17 protein-coding genes are annotated in these 15,224 nt (G+C 77.3%); 10 read left to right on the plus strand and 7 right to left on the minus strand.

Annotated elements, in window-relative coordinates; translation table 11 throughout:
• Positions 1–19: 19 nt before the first annotated feature.
• Positions 20–742: a class I SAM-dependent methyltransferase gene (locus F1641_RS12570; protein ID WP_194906093.1), complete on the plus strand. Its 723-nt coding sequence runs from the start codon at positions 20–22 to the stop codon at positions 740–742.
• Here F1641_RS12570 and F1641_RS12575 read toward each other — a convergent pair.
• Positions 732–1,769, minus strand: coding sequence for a hypothetical protein (locus tag F1641_RS12575; RefSeq protein WP_194906095.1), 1,038 nt, complete (start codon positions 1,767–1,769; stop codon positions 732–734). The genes F1641_RS12570 and F1641_RS12575 overlap by 11 nt on opposite strands.
• Positions 1,770–1,838: 69 nt before the next feature.
• On the opposite strand from F1641_RS12575, the gene F1641_RS12580 reads away from it, so the two are divergent.
• Genes F1641_RS12580 through F1641_RS12595 form a run of 4 tightly spaced genes read left to right on the plus strand, consistent with a single transcriptional unit; the run spans position 1,839 to position 5,240 of the window.
• Complete coding sequence (locus F1641_RS12580) at positions 1,839–2,447, plus strand: PadR family transcriptional regulator (RefSeq protein ID WP_194906096.1); 609 nt, start codon at positions 1,839–1,841, stop codon at positions 2,445–2,447.
• The gene (locus F1641_RS12585; RefSeq protein WP_206691150.1) at positions 2,444–3,163 is read left to right on the plus strand and encodes an ABC transporter ATP-binding protein; all 720 of its coding nucleotides are present in this window, start codon (positions 2,444–2,446) and stop codon (positions 3,161–3,163) included. Before F1641_RS12580 ends, F1641_RS12585 begins: the two co-directional genes overlap by 4 nt.
• On the plus strand, positions 3,160–4,635 hold the full coding sequence (locus F1641_RS12590; RefSeq protein ID WP_194906097.1) for a hypothetical protein: 1,476 nt from the start codon (positions 3,160–3,162) through the stop codon (positions 4,633–4,635). Before F1641_RS12585 ends, F1641_RS12590 begins: the two co-directional genes overlap by 4 nt.
• Positions 4,636–4,694: 59 nt before the next feature.
• Positions 4,695–5,240: a hypothetical protein gene (locus F1641_RS12595; RefSeq protein ID WP_194906098.1), complete on the plus strand. Its 546-nt coding sequence runs from the start codon at positions 4,695–4,697 to the stop codon at positions 5,238–5,240.
• A gap of 28 nt (positions 5,241–5,268) precedes the next feature.
• Here the strand turns inward: F1641_RS12595 and zapE are convergent, their stop codons facing one another.
• The gene (zapE, locus tag F1641_RS12600; RefSeq protein ID WP_194906099.1) at positions 5,269–6,324 is read right to left on the minus strand and encodes a cell division protein ZapE; all 1,056 of its coding nucleotides are present in this window, start codon (positions 6,322–6,324) and stop codon (positions 5,269–5,271) included.
• A 200-nt stretch (positions 6,325–6,524) separates the two neighbouring features.
• Here zapE and F1641_RS12605 point away from each other — a divergent pair, with 200 nt between their 5' ends.
• Both F1641_RS12605 and F1641_RS12610 read left to right on the plus strand, forming a co-directional pair.
• A complete protein-coding gene (locus F1641_RS12605; RefSeq protein WP_194906100.1) occupies positions 6,525–7,757 on the plus strand; it encodes a CvpA family protein in 1,233 nt (410 codons plus the stop codon).
• Positions 7,747–8,409 (plus strand): hypothetical protein, encoded by a 663-nt coding sequence (locus F1641_RS12610; protein WP_194906103.1) that lies wholly within the window; start codon positions 7,747–7,749, stop codon positions 8,407–8,409. Before F1641_RS12605 ends, F1641_RS12610 begins: the two co-directional genes overlap by 11 nt.
• Before the next feature lie 24 nt (positions 8,410–8,433).
• On the opposite strand, the gene F1641_RS12615 is transcribed toward F1641_RS12610, so the two are convergent.
• The gene (locus F1641_RS12615) at positions 8,434–9,342 is read right to left on the minus strand and encodes a cytochrome c oxidase assembly protein (RefSeq protein ID WP_194906105.1); all 909 of its coding nucleotides are present in this window, start codon (positions 9,340–9,342) and stop codon (positions 8,434–8,436) included.
• A 38-nt stretch (positions 9,343–9,380) separates the two neighbouring features.
• Complete coding sequence (locus F1641_RS12620) at positions 9,381–9,917, minus strand: GNAT family N-acetyltransferase (protein ID WP_194906107.1); 537 nt, start codon at positions 9,915–9,917, stop codon at positions 9,381–9,383.
• A gap of 236 nt (positions 9,918–10,153) precedes the next feature.
• Here F1641_RS12620 and F1641_RS12625 point away from each other — a divergent pair, with 236 nt between their 5' ends.
• The 3 genes from F1641_RS12625 (at position 10,154) to F1641_RS12635 (ending at position 11,753) form a co-directional block, all read left to right on the plus strand.
• Complete coding sequence (locus F1641_RS12625) at positions 10,154–10,375, plus strand: hypothetical protein (RefSeq protein ID WP_194906109.1); 222 nt, start codon at positions 10,154–10,156, stop codon at positions 10,373–10,375.
• A gap of 256 nt (positions 10,376–10,631) precedes the next feature.
• Complete coding sequence (locus tag F1641_RS12630; RefSeq protein ID WP_194906111.1) at positions 10,632–10,817, plus strand: hypothetical protein; 186 nt, start codon at positions 10,632–10,634, stop codon at positions 10,815–10,817.
• A gap of 60 nt (positions 10,818–10,877) precedes the next feature.
• Entirely contained in the window at positions 10,878–11,753 is an 876-nt protein-coding gene (locus F1641_RS12635) for an FkbM family methyltransferase (RefSeq protein ID WP_194906114.1), read from the plus strand.
• A 109-nt stretch (positions 11,754–11,862) separates the two neighbouring features.
• Here the strand turns inward: F1641_RS12635 and F1641_RS12640 are convergent, their stop codons facing one another.
• From F1641_RS12640 to F1641_RS12650, 3 genes are read right to left on the minus strand one after another with little or no spacing between them, the layout of a single operon-like run.
• Positions 11,863–13,155 (minus strand): glycosyltransferase, encoded by a 1,293-nt coding sequence (locus F1641_RS12640; RefSeq protein ID WP_194906116.1) that lies wholly within the window; start codon positions 13,153–13,155, stop codon positions 11,863–11,865.
• The gene (locus tag F1641_RS12645) at positions 13,152–14,189 is read right to left on the minus strand and encodes a glycosyltransferase (RefSeq protein ID WP_194906118.1); all 1,038 of its coding nucleotides are present in this window, start codon (positions 14,187–14,189) and stop codon (positions 13,152–13,154) included. The genes F1641_RS12640 and F1641_RS12645 overlap by 4 nt, the downstream gene beginning before the upstream one ends.
• Positions 14,186–15,166 (minus strand): WcbI family polysaccharide biosynthesis putative acetyltransferase, encoded by a 981-nt coding sequence (locus F1641_RS12650; protein WP_206691151.1) that lies wholly within the window; start codon positions 15,164–15,166, stop codon positions 14,186–14,188. The genes F1641_RS12645 and F1641_RS12650 overlap by 4 nt, the downstream gene beginning before the upstream one ends.
• Positions 15,167–15,224: the final 58 nt, after the last annotated feature.

The raw sequence follows: 15,224 nt of genomic DNA on the forward strand, positions 1-15,224 counted from the left end.
CGCCGCTTACCCTTCCGGGATGGAGCCCAGCGACCACTCGGCCGCCCGAGCGGCGCAGGACCACCGGTTCAACGCCGGCTACGACGAGCAGCCGGAGCTCTACGACGACCTGCGCGCCGGCGGCCACATGACCCGGCGCCGCGTCGGCTACTTCGACCGCGTGCTCGCCGAGGTGCCCGGACGCGTCCTCGAGCTGGGCTCCGGCACCGGGACCCTGCTGCGCACGCTGGCCGCCTCGCACCCCGACCGCACCTTCACCGGCGTCGAGCCGCTGCCCAACTACGTCGACTTCGCCAACGAGCGCTCCGCCGCCCAGGGCCTGGGCAACGTGCGCTTCGAGGTGGGCACCGGCGAGGAGGTGCCCGCGGCCGTGGCCAGCGGCTCGGTCGACCTGATCCTCAGCGTCGACGCCCTCCACCACGTCACCGACCTCGACGCCGTGGTCACCGAGGCCGCGCGGGTCGCGGCGCCGGGGGCCCGCTGGCGCGCGATGGAGCCCAACCAGCAGCACCCCTACGTGTGGCTGTGGCACACCCTCACCCCGGGCGAGCGCGTCTTCCCCGCCGGTGACTTCGTGCGCCGCGCCCGCGCCGCCGGGTGGGAGCTCGTGGGCCGCGACCGGCTCTACCTCTACCCCTCCAGCGTCAAGCAGGTCCCGGCGTGGGCCGCCCGCGCGGAGCTGGCGCTGGAGCGCCTGCCGTTCATCTCCGGGGGCGTCGCGCTCGACCTCGTCAAGCGCTGACGAGGGCTCGCAGGCGCTCCAGGCCCGAGGGGTCGGCGCCGGTCCGCTCGGCCCAGGCGGCCAGCTCGACGACGGCGGGGCGGGGGAGCTGCCACGTGACGAGCCGGTGGCTCGCGGGGTGGGCGTGGAGCCAGACCTCGACGTCGTCCAGGTCGTCGACCGCGGCCGAGGCGTCGCCCGTGGCGATGACGACCCGGGTGCCGACGTCCGTCGACGTGCGGTCGGTGACGTCGACGACGGCGGGCGGCGCGGCGGGCTCCGCGCGCTCGCTGCGCCGGCTGCCGGTCAGGTCCCACGCCAGGGTCGACGACCCGGTGCCCGGCGGCAGGCCGGTGACCACCAGGGACGGGCCCGGGAAGCTCTCGGGCGCGTGCGTGACGAAGGCGTAGGAGATCTGCTCGCCGGCGTCGACCCGGGCCTGCAGCTCCGGGGGCAGCGGGGGAGGGGGTGGTGGCCACGCCGGGGCGTCGGGGTCGCCCGGCTCCCGGTGCGTGCGGCACCCCAACCGCGCGGTGACCTCCTCGCCGGCCAGGAGCGCGGCGAGGTCGACGTCGACGGTCCCGCCCGTGGCGAGCTCGGGAGCCGGCAGCACCGGTGTGCTGGCCGGGCCGTCGAGGGCTGCCAGCACGGCCGCCGTCCCGAAGCCGGGGACCCGCCGGTCGAGCGAGCCGGCATCGCCGAGCGCCAGGCCCAGGGGCACCGGCCCGCAGGTGCCGCGCTCGGCGTCGAGGGCGAGGCGTCCGAGGGGCGAGAGGCCGACGCGGGTGTGCTCCGGGTCGGCGGGGTCGTCGTCGGGGCTGCCCCAGTTGCCGTCGCACACCAGGAGCGGCTCGCGCGTCTGCCAGGCGGCACCGAGCCTGCCGAGCAGCGCGTACCCGTCATCAGCGCTGGCGGGTGACCGGCGGGTGAGGTGCTGCAGCGCGCGCGTCGTCGGGGCGGTCGCCGGACGGCGGCTGCCCCAGGTGCAGGCGGCGTCGACGGCGTCCAGGGCCGCCAGCACGGCGGGGTCGAGTCCGGTGCGCTCCACGGCCGATCTTCGCACGACACGCCGAGATCACTATTCACCAGATGACTACTCGTGGTGCAGAGTGCTCCCGTGGCGATCGGAGAGGTGCACCTGGCCCTGCTGCTGTCCGGGCCCCGGCACGGGTACGACATCAAGCGCGCCCACGACGCGTGGTTCCCCGCGGAGCGGCCGCTGGCGTTCGGCCAGGTCTACGCGACGCTGGGGCGCCTCGTCCGCGACGGTCACGCCGAGGTGGTCGGAACCCACAGCGAGGGCGGCCCCGAGCGGACCGTGTACGCCATCACCGGCTCCGGGCGCGAGCGGCTGCTGACCTGGCTCGACGAGCCGGCCCCACCGGCGGGCACGACGGGCGAGGAGATCATCCGGAAGACCGTCGTCGCCCTGCACTCGACGACGTCGGGCGCCGACGCCGAGCGGGTCCTCTCGGCGCAGCGCGCGGCCCACCTGCGCCGGATGCGCCAGCTGCAGCGCCGCTCCACCGAGCAGCCCGGCGGTGACGTCGACCTCGCCGTCCGCCTGGCCGACCGCCACGCCCTGCTCCACCTCGACGCCGACCTCCGCTGGCTCGAGGAGGCCGCCGAGGCGCTCCGGGCCCAGCCGCCAGCCGCCTCCACCACCTCCACGACCACCACCACGACCCCGACCACGACCCCGGACGACCAGGAGCCCCAGCCGTGAGCCCCGACCGCCCCTCCTCGCCCGACGTGCTGGCCGAGCCCGCCCACCCCCTCGTCAGGCTCGCCGGCCTCACCCACGCCCACGGGCGCACCCCGGCGCTGCGCGGCGTCGACCTCGAGGTCGGGGCGGGCACCGCGGTCGCCGTCACGGGGGCCAGCGGGAGCGGCAAGTCCACCCTGCTGCACGTCGCCGCGGGCCTGCTGCAGCCCGACGCCGGCTCCGTCCAGCTGCTGGGCCACGACCTCGCCCGGCTGGACGACGCCGAGCGCGCCCAGCTGCGGCGCCGCGACGTCGGCATCGTGCTGCAGTACGGCCAGCTGGTGCCCGACCTGCCCCTGCTCGACGGGGTCGCCCTGCCGCTCCTGCTCGACGGGTCCGCCCTCGGACCCGCTCGCGACGCCTCCCGCGCCGCGCTCGCCGGTGTCGGGCTGGCCGACGCCGAGGACGCCGTGCCCGCGGAGCTCTCGGGCGGCCAGGCCCAGCTCGCCGCCGTGGCCCGGGCGCTGGTCGCGCAGCCGCACCTGGTGCTCGCCGACGAGCCCGTCGCCAGCCTCGACCCCGCGGGGGCCGCCCTCGCGCTCGACCTGCTGTGGGGCGTGGTCGCCCGCGGAGGAGCCCTGGTGCTCGTGACCCACGACAACGTGCTCGCCGCGCGGTGCGACCGCGAGGTGCGGCTGGCCCACGGCGGCGTCCAGCACGACCTGGACCTGCGGTGAGCGCGCTCGACCGCGAGGTGGTGCGGCTCCTCGCCCGCCCCCGCACGGCCGCCGACCGGCTGCGCTCCCGGGCGACCACGGCCGCCTCCGCCGGGACCGGGGTGGTGCTCCTGCTGCTCGCGGCGGTCCTCGGGCTGGGTGACGACCCGGCCACGACCGGGGTCGAGGTGGTCACGCAGGCCGACGGCTCGACGCTCTGGACCGCCGTCACACCCACCGCCGGGCTCGTCCCGTTCATCGCGGAGCCCGGGCTGCGACCGGGCGTGCAGCTCGGTGCGCTCCTGCTGGTGCTGCCGTTCGCGGCGCTCGCGGTGCAGGCGCTGCGCGTCGGCGCGGTGGCGCGCCAGCAGCGCGAGGCGACGCTCGTGGTGGTCGGGGCCTCCCAGCGCGACCTGCGGCGGGTCCGGGTGCAGAGCACCGCCGCGGACGCCGCCCGCGGTGCGCTCTGGGCGGCGCCGGCCTACCTCGTCGCCTGGCTGCTCCTGGGCGTCGCGCTGCCGGTGGGCGCCCGGCTGGTACCGGTGCCCGAGCCGTGGCTCGCCCTCGTCTGGGTGGTGCTCGTCGGGCTCCTGACGGCGGCCGGAGCCGCCGCCGGCGCGCTGCTCGGGCGGCACGGGCGGCACGGGCCCGCACCCCGCCCCGCGCGGTCCGGGCGCTGGGCGTGGGCGTGGGGCGCAGGCGCCGTGGCGTGCCTCGGTCTGCTGGCCCTGGGCTTCGAGCTGCCGTGGGCCCTTCCGGCCGACCTCTCCGTCTTCCTCGCGTTCTCCCTGCTCCTGGGAGCGCTGCTCTGCCTGGCGGTGTGCGGCGGCGTCGTCCTCGCGCGCTCGGCGGTCGGCTCCCCGACCCGGCGCGTCGAGCGCGCTGCCAGGTCGGGCGCGGGGGCTGAGGCGGTGCTCGCCGCCGCCCAGCGGCGGGCGAACCCCGTGGCAGTCGGTGCCTCCGGCGCCGTGCTCGTGCTCGTCGGCATCTGCCTCGGGGTCTGCAGCGTCTTCGTCACCGCGCTGGCAGCCACCCGGGACCTCGCCACGGGGTACGCCGGCGACATCGCCTTCTACGGCGGTGGTGCGGTGCTCGCCTGCGGCGTCGGCCTGGTCGCCGCGGCGGTGGCCCTGGTGTCGCTGGCGCTGGCCCTCACCGACCAGCTCGCCCAGGCGCGCCGGGCCGTCGCCGCCACCGTCGCGATGGGGTGCGACGTCCCGCGCCTGGTCGAGGTCCAGGCCCGTGCCCTCGCCGCGACGGCCGTGCCGTCCGCGGTGGTCGGGACGCTCGTCGGCGGGCTCGCCTACGGGACGCTCCAGGCCTCCCTCGACGGGGAGTGGCTCGGGGCTCGCGCGCTCCTGCCCATGGCTGCGGTGCCCGTCGCGGCGGTCGTCGTCGGGGCCGCGGTGCGGCTCGTCTCCTGCGCCGTCGCGGAGCTGCTCACGGGCCGGGTCCGCCGCGCGGCTGCGCTCGAGAACCTGAGGACGCCGTGAGCCCCCGTGCGGCGTCCTTCCAGCTGCCCCGGCTCCCGAGCTGACGGACCGGCGCGCCCGTGGACACCGCCGTCCTCGCCCTGCTCGGGGGCGCGCTCCTGGTGGGGCTCGTCTCGGCCACCACGGCGCTGCTGCCCGTCGAGGTGTACGTGCTCGGGGCCGCGGCCACCCAGCCGACGGGCGTCGCGCTCGCCGTGGCCGTCGCGGCGGGGATGGGCCAGACGGTCGGCAAGGTGGCGCTGCTCCTCAGCGCGCGGGGTGCGGCGTCGCCAGGGGGCCTGGGCAGGTTCGTGCACCAGCGCTCCTCCCGCACCGGCGCCCACCTCGGCGGAGGTGTCCTCGTCGTTCCCCGGGCGGGCCCTCGCGCCGCCCTCGCCCGCGCCGCCTGCGACCTGACCGCGGCGGCCACCCGGTGGCTGCGCTCCCGGTGGGCGCCGCTGGTGGTGCTGGTCAGCGCCGTCGCCGGCGTCCCGCCGCTCATGCTGCTCTCGGTGGCGGCCGGGGTGGCGCGGGTGCCGGTGCGGCGGTTCGCCCCCGCGTGCTTCGTCGGCAGGACGGCGCGCTTCGTCGTCGTCGTCCTGGTCACGGGGGCCGTGGCGACCTGACCCACCGCCGCAGCGCGTCACCGGGACGTCACCGCGCAGGGGCGTCTGCGCGGAGCAGCGACAGGCGGCTCACCAGGCGCTCGCGGTCGCGGACCCCGGCGTCGAGCGCCTCCTCCGCGGCGACGGCGCTGCGGACCACGAGCCGGACGTCGCGGTCCCAGCAGACGTCGACGAGGTCGGCGAACCGCCGCCGCGCCTGCTCGCCCACCGACGACAGCGCGGGCACGCCGGCCAGCACCAGGGTGCGGAAGCGCTCGGACAGCTCCAGGGCGTCACCCGTGGAGGTCGGCGCGCCGCAGAGGTCGTCGAAGTGCAGGTGGACCGCCTCGCCCACGACCCCCAGCGCACGCAGGGGTCGGCCGCCCACCTGCAGCACCACCCGGTCTCCGGGCGCCGGTTCCGCGAGCCCGGCGGCGGCCAGCTGCGCGGCGCTCCCCGGCCCCAGCCAGGCCCCGCTCGACCAGCCCGGCCGCGCCCCGCCGTGGCCGAGCGCGCGGTGGTCGACGGGACCGGCGACCTCGACCACCGCGCAGGTCTCGCGCAGCGCACTGATCAGAGGCAGCACGAGGTGGTGGTGCTGCGGGCCGGGCAGCAGGCCCTCGGGCGCGAAGTTCGACGTCGCGACGAGCCGCACCCCGCGGGGCGGCAGCGCCCGCAGGAAGCGCGACAGCAGCATCGCGTCGCCGGGGTCGTGGGCGTGGAGCTCGTCGAGCAGCAGCACGGTCGCCCCGCCCACGACGTCGTCGATGGCCGCCTCGAGCCCGCCCCGCCCGCCCGAGCGCCGGGCGATGCCGCGGTGCAGCTGCCGCGCCGCGTCGTAGGCGTGGAGCCGGGTGGAGGTGCCCTCCGGCAGCTGGGAGAGCAGGACGTCGGCGAGCCACGTCTTGCCGCGCCCCACCGGGCCGTGGAGGTAGACCCCGGGCGTCGAGTCGTCCAGCCCCGCGCCCAGGTCGGCGAGCCGGTCCGCGGCGGTCCGCTGCTCGGGGTCGAGGTGGGAGCCCATCGCCGCCGCGGCGGCGTCGAAGGCGCCGCGGAGCTGGTCCCGACGGTGCTGCCCACCGCGACCCGCCGTCCGCTGCGCCACGGCGCTCACCCTGCCGCAGCGCCCGCGGTGACCGGCGTCACGCACCGGGGTGCTCCGCAGGTGCGCCCCTCGGGAGGGACCGAGCCGTCACTGCGAAGGGGCGCACCTGCGGAGCACGTGGAGACCGACGACCGGTGGCCCGAGCCGAGCGGGGCTCCGGTCCTAAGGTCTGCTTCAGCAGCAGCCTCCAGGCTCGTCCCATGACCACCCCGGTGCTCCTCGACCTCGCCGTCGCCCTGCTGGTGGTGGCGGTCGTCGTCCTCGGCGCCCGCGCGGGGTGGCGCACCGGCGCCAGCCGTTCGGTCCTCTCCCTCGCCGGGATGCTGGCGGGCCTCGTGCTCGGGCTGGCGGCGTCGACGTGGCTGGTCGGGGAGCAGCTGTCGGTGCTGCTGCGCCTGGTTCTCGTCGCCGTGTGCGCCGTCGGCGGCGCCCTCGTCGGGTCGGGCCTGGGCGGCGCCGTGGGCGACCTGCTCGGGCGGGCCCTGAGCCGACTCCACCTCGGGCTGGTCGACAGGGGAGCAGGCGCGGTGGTCCGCGGCCTCGTGGCGCTGGTGGTCTGCTCGCTGGTCGCGGGGCTGTCGCTGGCGCTCGCGCCGCCGTCGAGCGCGCTCGCCCGCAGCTCCGCCCTGGCGCGGCTGGCCGACGCCGTGCCGCCCGCCCGCTCGGTGGTCGACGACGTGCGCCAGGTGCTCCCCACCTCCGCCGGGGGCGACCTGCTGGCGCTGGTCCCGGCGTCGTCGTCCGCCTCCGACGCGCCCGACGAGGCCCAGCTGCGGGCGGTGGCGGCGCAGGCCGGACCGAGCGTGGTGCGCGTCCAGGCGCCCGTGTGCGGTACGTCCAGCCGGTACTCCCAGGGGACCGGGTTCACCGCTGCCGCGCAGGACGGCGAGCGGTTCGTCATCACGAACGCGCACGTCGTCGGCCAGGCGCGCGACGTCACCGTCTCCGGGGAGCAGGGCGAGAGCCGGGCGCGGGTGGTGGTGGCCGACAGCGCCGCCGACATCGCGGTGCTGGCGGTCGACGGTGACACCGGGCCCGCGCTCCCGCTGGCGAGCGGGACCGCCAGCAACGGGACGCCCGTCGTCGTGCTCGGACACCCCGAGGACGGGCCCCTCACCGCTACCGCCGGCGTGGTGGTGCAGCGGCTGCCCGTCTCGACGGTCGACGAGTCGACGGTCGTGTCGGGGAGCCTGCCCCTCGGGTCGGCCAGCGACCTGCGCGAGGTGTACCGCCTCGCCGCCGACGTGCGGCACGGCAACAGCGGCAGCCCGCTGCTGACCACCGACGGCACGGTCGTGGGTGTGGTGAACGCCGCCGGGCTCGGCGCCTCCGACACCGGGTACGCCCTCCTCCTCGACGCGGTGCGGGCCGACCTCGCGACCGCAGCCTCCTCCTCCTCCACCACGACGACGGGAGCAACCGGTGGCTGCTGACCCCCGCGACCAGATGCGGGCCGACCGCGAGCGTCACCGCGCCGAGGCCCGCGCCGACGCGCCTGACTCCGCCGGCCAGCGCGACTGGCGCCACGACACCCTCGACCTCGACCCCGTGGTCGGCCCCGCACCGGGCGGGGTCGCGGGCGGGGTCGTGGAGGGGGAGGTGGTGCGGGAGCGCACCCGGGGCGGGGCGCTGCACGCCGGTCGCCGGGTGCTCCGCTCCGCTGGTCGCTCAGCCGGCCGCTCGGTCAGGTCGGCTCCGCGCCGCGTGCCGGCGGGGGTGGTCGTCGGGGTGCTGCTGCTCGCGGGGGCCGGGGTGGTCAGCGCCGTCGCGGACGACGTGCCCCTGGGCTGGCCGTCCGGGGTGTCCCAGGCTCCGACGACCGGCTCCGACGGGACCGGGCCGAGCGTCGTCGTGGGGGACGGCGGCGGCACCTCTGTCGGAACCGATGGAGGAGACGTCGAGGCCGGGGGAGCAGGTGCCCCCCAGCCCGCGGCTCCGGGCGGCGACGCCCCGGCCGCCCCTGCTGGTCCTGGCACCGGCCCGGCTGCTGGCCCGGCTGCTGGTCCTGCTGCTGGCCCCGCAGGTGGACCGGCCGGAGCCCACCGCGCGACGGGGGAGTCCCGTCCTCAGGAGCGCCTCCCCTGAGGACGGGACCCGCGCTCGCGGGGCTCAGCCCCTGCGCTGCAGGCGCTCGGCGGCGTCCAGGGCCGCGTCCTCCCGGGCGGCCTGCGCCGCATCAGCGCGCGACCACCGCACGCAGGCGCTGAGCAGCAGCGGCGCGGCGACCACCTCGGCGACGGCGACGGCGAGCGTCCCGCCGAGCAGCTGGTCGTCGGCCGGGCTGAGCGCCCCGGCCAGGTGGTGGTGCGCGTACCAGCCACCGGCCAGGGCCACCCCGCCCACACCGACGACCAGCCCCGGGACGGCGTCGAGGAGCCCGTCGACGGACGCCAGCAGCACCCGCAGCCCCCACGCCCCGGCCTCGCCGTCCGCGGCCGTGCCCTGCGCCGCAGCGCTGCCGAAGGCGGGGACGGCGAACAGCGCTCCCACACCGACCAGCACGACGCCGGTGAGGGAGCGCACCGCGCCGGAGCGCAGGGAGGCCGTCATCCACGGCGTCAGGTAGTAGGCGAGCTGCACGGCGACCCCTGCCAGCGCCCCGACCACCGGCGCGTCGAGCACCCGGGCTGCAGCTCGGCCCAGGTGCCTCGGTCGAGGGCCGCTGGTGCTGGACACCGGGGAGGCCAGGCGGACGAGGCGCACCGGGTCACCCAGGGCGATCCCCGCCGGCACGACCACGAGCAGCAGCGTGGCCGCCAGCGCCACCGGCCAGAAGGCGACCCGGCCGTAGACCCCGGTGAACGAGCAGCTCACCAGCGCGAGCAGCACCGGGCCCAGCACCACCGAGACGGCCACCCGCCACCACGGCCAGCGGTGCCCGCGCCGCCGGACGCGCAGCACGAGCGCCACCTGACCGACGGCCAGCACGACGGCGAGCCCGACCGCCAGCGGGTCGAGCGTCCACGTGGTCAGCGCGCTCGCCGTCGTCAGCGGCGGCAGGGCTGCCAGCAGGGTCACGGCGGGCGAGGCTAAGCGCGCTCCCTGGGCGCCAGCCGTCAGCGCGTGGGCTGGCCCTCGGGCTCGTCGAGCAGCTGGTGCAGGTGGCAGTCCTGCCAGCGGCCGTCGATCTTCAGGTACCGCGGCGCGGTGCCGATGCGGGTGAACCCGTTGCGGGCGAGCACCCGCTGCGAGGCGGTGTTGTGGAGCAGCGTGTCGGCCTGCAGCCGGTGCAGTCCCAGCTCGCCGAAGGCGATCCGGGCGGCAGCGCCGACGGCGGCCGTGGCCACTCCGCGACCGCAGTGCTCCACGTCGACCCAGTAGCCGAGGAACGCCGACTGGAGCGCCCCGCGGACGATGCCGTTCACCGTCACGCGTCCCACGAGCTGACCCCCGGCGGAGATGACCAGGGGGAGCGCGGTCCCGTCGGCGTGCTGGTCGATCGACCCCGTGATGAGCTCGCGCTGCACGTCGACGGTGAAGAACGCGTCGTCGCGGGTGGGCTCCCACGGCCGCAGGTGCTCGCGGCTGCGGAGCAGCAGCGCAGTGAGCTCCTCGGCGTCGTCCTCGGTCACGAGCCGGAGCGCGACGTCCACCCCGGCAGCCTAGGAGCGCTCCGAGCCGTCAGCCGACGCCGTTGTCGACGATGCGCCGGGGGTCGCTGTCGACGTCCCGGGGGGGGCCAGGTAGCCGCAGCCTCCAGGACCGTTCCGCCGGATCCGTCCCCACCGCGGTGCGTCTCCGGTGTGCACCGGGTCTGCCTAGCAGGAACGCTGACGCCGTGGGGGCCGCACGCCTACGGTGACGGGACACCCCCAGCCGAGGAGCAGACGTGAGCGACAGGCAGCGCCCCACCGGTGACGACGTCGTCGGCCGCACCGTCGGCGCCACCGGAGGCTTCTGGGCGGGTGTCACGGGCGGCACCGACCTGCGCAGCCCCTTCCCGGAGCAGCCGGACCTCACCAGGCCGCGGTCGGGGTGGCGCATCGCCGCCCCGCTGCTCCTCGTGCTGGCGACGGGTGTCGGCGTCGTCGTCTGGGGCTCGCTCGGCTGACCCGCCCCGGCACGAGGCGCCGCAACCCCGGCGCGACGTGTCGGAACCCCGGCGCGACGCGTCGGAAGCAGGCCCGGGTTCCGACACCTGATGACGGGGCTCCGGCGGATCGAGGCGCGGCCACCCGAACGACAGACGGCGACGCGCCGACGACCGGCCGCGGTCTGTGCGTGGCTGCTTGCCCGGAGACACCGACTGGCGGACAGTGGAGGCTCCCCGCGGCGCGGACGCCTGGCGGGTCGACCTGGAGGCCGCTGTGAGCCGCTCCGCCCCCTGCCCGGCCTGGCTGCACCTGCGGCACCGCTGCGAGCTGCCCGCCAGCCACGGCGGTGACCACCGCGCCGGGTCGCGGACCTGGCCGCGCACCCCCGCCGAGCAGCGGCTGTTCGAGCGCACCGTGCTCGGCCACGTGCCCGTGGCTCCCGCCCGTCCCGCTCGTTGACGTGGTGCTGACCTCGAGCTGACGGGCCGAACCGCGGGAGCGCACGTACGCTGCCCGCTCGTGAGCCACCGCTGGGTCGAGCTGCTGGACGCCGAGCGCCTGACGGCGGTGGTCGACATCGGCGCCAACCCCATCGACGGCGACCCGCCGTACCTGCCGATGCTCCGCGAGGGCCTGTGCACGGTCACGGGGTTCGAGCCGCAGCCCGAGGCGCTGCAGCTGCTGCTCGACGCCGCCGGCCCGCACGAGCGGTACCTCCCGCACGCCGTCGGCGACGGCGGCGAGCACGAGCTCAAGGTCACCTGGATGAACGGGATGACCAGCCTGTTCGAGCCCGACGTCGCGCGGCTGTCGCTGCTCAACGAGTTCGCCCGCTACGGCGAGGTCCTCAGCCGCACGCGCCTCGCCACCACCCGCCTCGACGACGTCACCGACCTCGGCCCGGTGGACCTGCTGAAGATCGACGTCCAGGGCTCCGAGCTCACGATCTTCCAGAACGGCAGGCAGACCCTCGCGGGGGCGGTCGCCGTCCACACCGAGATGTCGTTCGCGCCGCTCTACGAGGGCCAGCCCCTGTTCGGGGAGGTCGACGCCGAGCTGCGCGCCCAGGGCTTCGTGCTCCACACCTTCGCGACGCTCAAGAGGTGGCCCATCGCCCCCGCCGTGCTCGACGGGCAGATCTTCGAGAACCACCAGCAGGTGATCGAGGCCGACGTCGCCTACGTCAAGGACTTCGGCCGCCTCGAGGAGCTCACCACCGCCCAGGTGCAGCACCTCGCGCTGCTGGCGCACTTCGTCTACGGCTCGACCGACCTCGCCGTCCGCTGCCTGGCCCACCTCACCAGCACCGGCGCCGCCGACGAGCGGGTGCTGCCCGCCTACGCGGAGTCGCTGGGCCGGTCCGTCGCGCTGAACGGCGTCCGCAGTGACCGCTAGGCGGGTGGGCGCGACCGGGAGCCGTTGATCTTGGCGTTCCTCCCCGCTGTGAGCGCTCACACGCGGAAGGAACGCCAAGATCAGGAATGCTCGGGACCGGCACGGGGTGTCAGCGCGAGAAGCGCGGCGTCCGCTGGTGGTCCTCGTGGCCGAACGCGCGCTGCAGGTCGGAGCCCCGGGCGGGCTCGGCGCTGACCCCGTCCGCCTCCAGCGAGAACACCGCCGCGCCGTCGTCGCGGTGGTCGTCGCGGGCGCGGCGCACCGCCAGGTGCGGCCCCACCCGGACCGGGGCGACCTCGGTCAGCTCCGCGAGGGTGGCGCCCTCGAGGAGCACGGGCACCTCCAGGTGCACGCGGTAGCGGCAGCGCCCGAGGACGGCGGCCGGGACCTCGCCGGCGTGCACCCGCGGGTCGTCCAGCGCCCCGACGACCGACCCGCCCGACCCACCGGTCAGCCACACCCCGGCGTCGCTGCCCGCCAGCAGCGAGCGCGCGCAGGCCACCGCGTCGGCGTCCTCCGCTCCGTCGGCGGCGCCCGACAGGTCCAGCTCGACGACGACGTCGGGGTGCTCCCACACCAGGCCCCGTGACGCCTCACCGCGCGTGGCCGGTCCGGCGACGAACCGCGCCAGCGCCAGGCCCTCGACGTTGCGGGAGCGCCGGGCCTCGTCCTCGTCCCGAGCCCGGCCGGCGAAGTCGGGCCCGTCGTGCCAGGCCACCGCGTCGCGGGCGTGCCGGAACGCCGCCCCGCGCAGCCAGCAGCGGTGGGCCAGCTCCCAGTCCTCCCCGCCGTAGGCGCTGAACGCCTCCTCGAAGCCGCCCACGGCCTCGAAGAGCGCGCGCGTGGTGCTGAGCACCGCCGAGATGACGAAGCGGTAGGCGTCGTCGCCGGCGGAGCGGAGGTCGTCGGTGCGGTCGTAGGCCTCGCTGAGCCACGCGGGCTCCTCGAAGACCTCGGGCTCCCAGCCACCGCCCTCGGCGGAGCCGGCCAGCCAGGAGCGCAGCTGCTCCGGGGAGGTCTGCGACAGGTCGGCGTGGCGGCGGCGTCCGACCACGAGGTCGGCTCCCGCCTCCACCGCCCGCACCACCGCCGAGACGTACCCCGGCTCGGGCACGGTGTCGGCGTCGAGGAAGCACAGCACCTCGCCCGTGGTCGCCGCGGCGCCGAGGTTGCGGGCGGCACCGGCGCGGAACCCCTCGTCGGCCTGCGCCACGACGCTCACGCGGTAGGGCCGCGGGCCCGGCTCGGGCCGGGTGGCGGAGCCGTCGTCGGCGACGACCACCTCGAGGAGGTCCAGCGGGTGGTCCTGCAGCTCCAGCGCGGTGAGCACCAGCTCGAGGTCGTGGGGGAGCTCGTAGTGCGGCACCACGACCGCCACCGTCGTGCGGCTGCTCGGGATCATGCGGCGGTCTCCAGGCGGTCCAGGACGCGGCGGACCAGCGCCGCGGCGTCGTCAGCGGTCGGGCTCGGGCGCGAGCCCTCCGGGGCCCACGTCGACGCCGGGTCGGCCCACGCCGCGGCCAGTGCCGCGGGCAGGTCGTCGTAGACGACCACGCAGCCGGGTGAGCGCTCCAGCAGCTCCTCGGCGTAGTCGCTGCGGGGCACCAGCGGCCGCCGTCCGGCCGCGACCCACAGGTTGATCGAGCCCGACGCCGACAGGTGGGCGTGCGGCGCCACGGGCACGACGGCCGAGCGCAGCAGCGCGGGCAGCGCCTCGTCGGGCACCCACCCGGTGACCTCGACGGTCCGCCCGAGCGCCGCGGCCTGCGCGGCGAGCGCGTCGACCAGGTCGTCGTGGCCCGACGACGGCGTGCCCCAGGCGAGCAGGCCGACGCCCGGCGGCAGGGCGTCGAGGGCGGCGACGACGTCGTCGTGCCCCTTGCCGGGGTAGAGGTACCCCAGCACCGCGACGGCCTCCGCGGGCCGGACCGCCCGGGGGCCGGCCGGCAGCACGGGGACGGGCAGGGGGACGACGGCGACCGGCACCTCCTCGGCGCTCACGCCGCACGCCGCGAGCAGGCGGGCCTCGTGGCGGCTCGCGACCAGGACCGCCGCCGCCGCGCGGGCGACCCGCACGTACCCCGTGGTGCGCCGCGCGTGGTTGGTCGCGCCGTCGCTCGCCTGGGGCAGGTCGTGCAGCGCCACCACGAGGCGCCGCTGCGCCGCGAGGGCCTCCAGCACGTCGGCCGCCTCGAGCGCCGACCGCCCGAAGAGCTTGTCGGTGACGTGGACGAGCACCGGTCCGGGAGGTGCCTCGCGCACCGCAGCGAGCAGCGCGTCGGCGGTGGGGCGCTCCGCCAGGCGCACGAGGCGGGCGTCCACCCCCGCGCCGGCTCCGACCCGGGACAGGGCGGCGTGCTGCCGCAGCGCCTCGACGACGACGCCGTGCTCGTCGGGGCCGACCACCAGGCAGACCACGGCAGAGCCCGTGCTCATGCGGCGAGGGCCCTGGCCGCCGCGGCGTGCCGGGCGAGGCCGGCCTCGGCCGTGCCGGGGTGCTCGGCGTACCAGCGGAGGTGGGCGTCGCGGACCTCGCCGTCGTCGAGCGGGCGGCCGTGGACGAGCCAGCCGTCGCGGCTGTCGCCCGTGTCGAGCCCGAGCGCGTCGAGGACCTGCGGGAGCACCGGCGCGTGGACGCTGTCGAGGAGCGTGCGGCCCGGGTCGCGGACCTCGCCCGGCAGCCCGACCGCCTCCAGGACCCGCCGCGCCAGTCCGAGCAGCACCTCGTTGCCGGGGTGGTTGACGGTGTGCGTGGCGTGCGCGCCGGCTCCGGCGAGCAGGTCGACGACGGGCAGCGAGCCGTGGCGCCGCTCGCGGGAGCGCAGCTCGGCCACCGACAGGTCGCGCACCGCGCGGACGGCGGCGGCGGAGGGGACCCTCTGCAGGGGGGAGGCGCCGGCGGCCACGGCCAGGGTGCGCAGGTCGTGGTACGGCACGAGCGGCGGCTCCCCGGCGCCCGGGGAGCGCACGATGACCTGGAACGGGTGCAGCGCCGCCCACCGGAGCACCGGCACGACGACGAGCTGGGCGCCGCCGCCACCACTGCCGCTGGACAGGCCGGTCCTCGCGGCGCGGGAGGCCACCTCGGTCGTCCCCAGCGGCAGGCCGCGGTAGCCGCCGGCGACGGGCTGCGACACGAGCACGTCGACCTGGGCGAGCAGCGCGTCGAGGTGCGGCAGGTCGTCGGCCTCCAGCTCGTGCACCGGGGGCACGCGCACCGTCCGCACCTGCGCGTCCGGGCCGTCTCCCAGGACCACGCGCAGCGACTCGGCCTGGCAGTTGCCGTGCACGACGACCAGGGGCCGCTCGTCCTGCGGCACCTCGCGCAGCCCGTAGAACTCGCCGTAGTGCCGGCGACGCCCCTCGTCCGCGGACGCCCCGACGCCCACCCCGTCGCCCGCCACGTCGCTCACGCCTCGATCACTGCTGGAACAGTAGGCGCGCGCCGCGTTCCGGCCAGTCGAGCGAGCC

Origin of the sequence: Quadrisphaera sp. INWT6, assembly GCF_015390235.1 — a bacterium.
Lineage (GTDB): Bacteria > Actinomycetota > Actinomycetes > Actinomycetales > Quadrisphaeraceae > Quadrisphaera.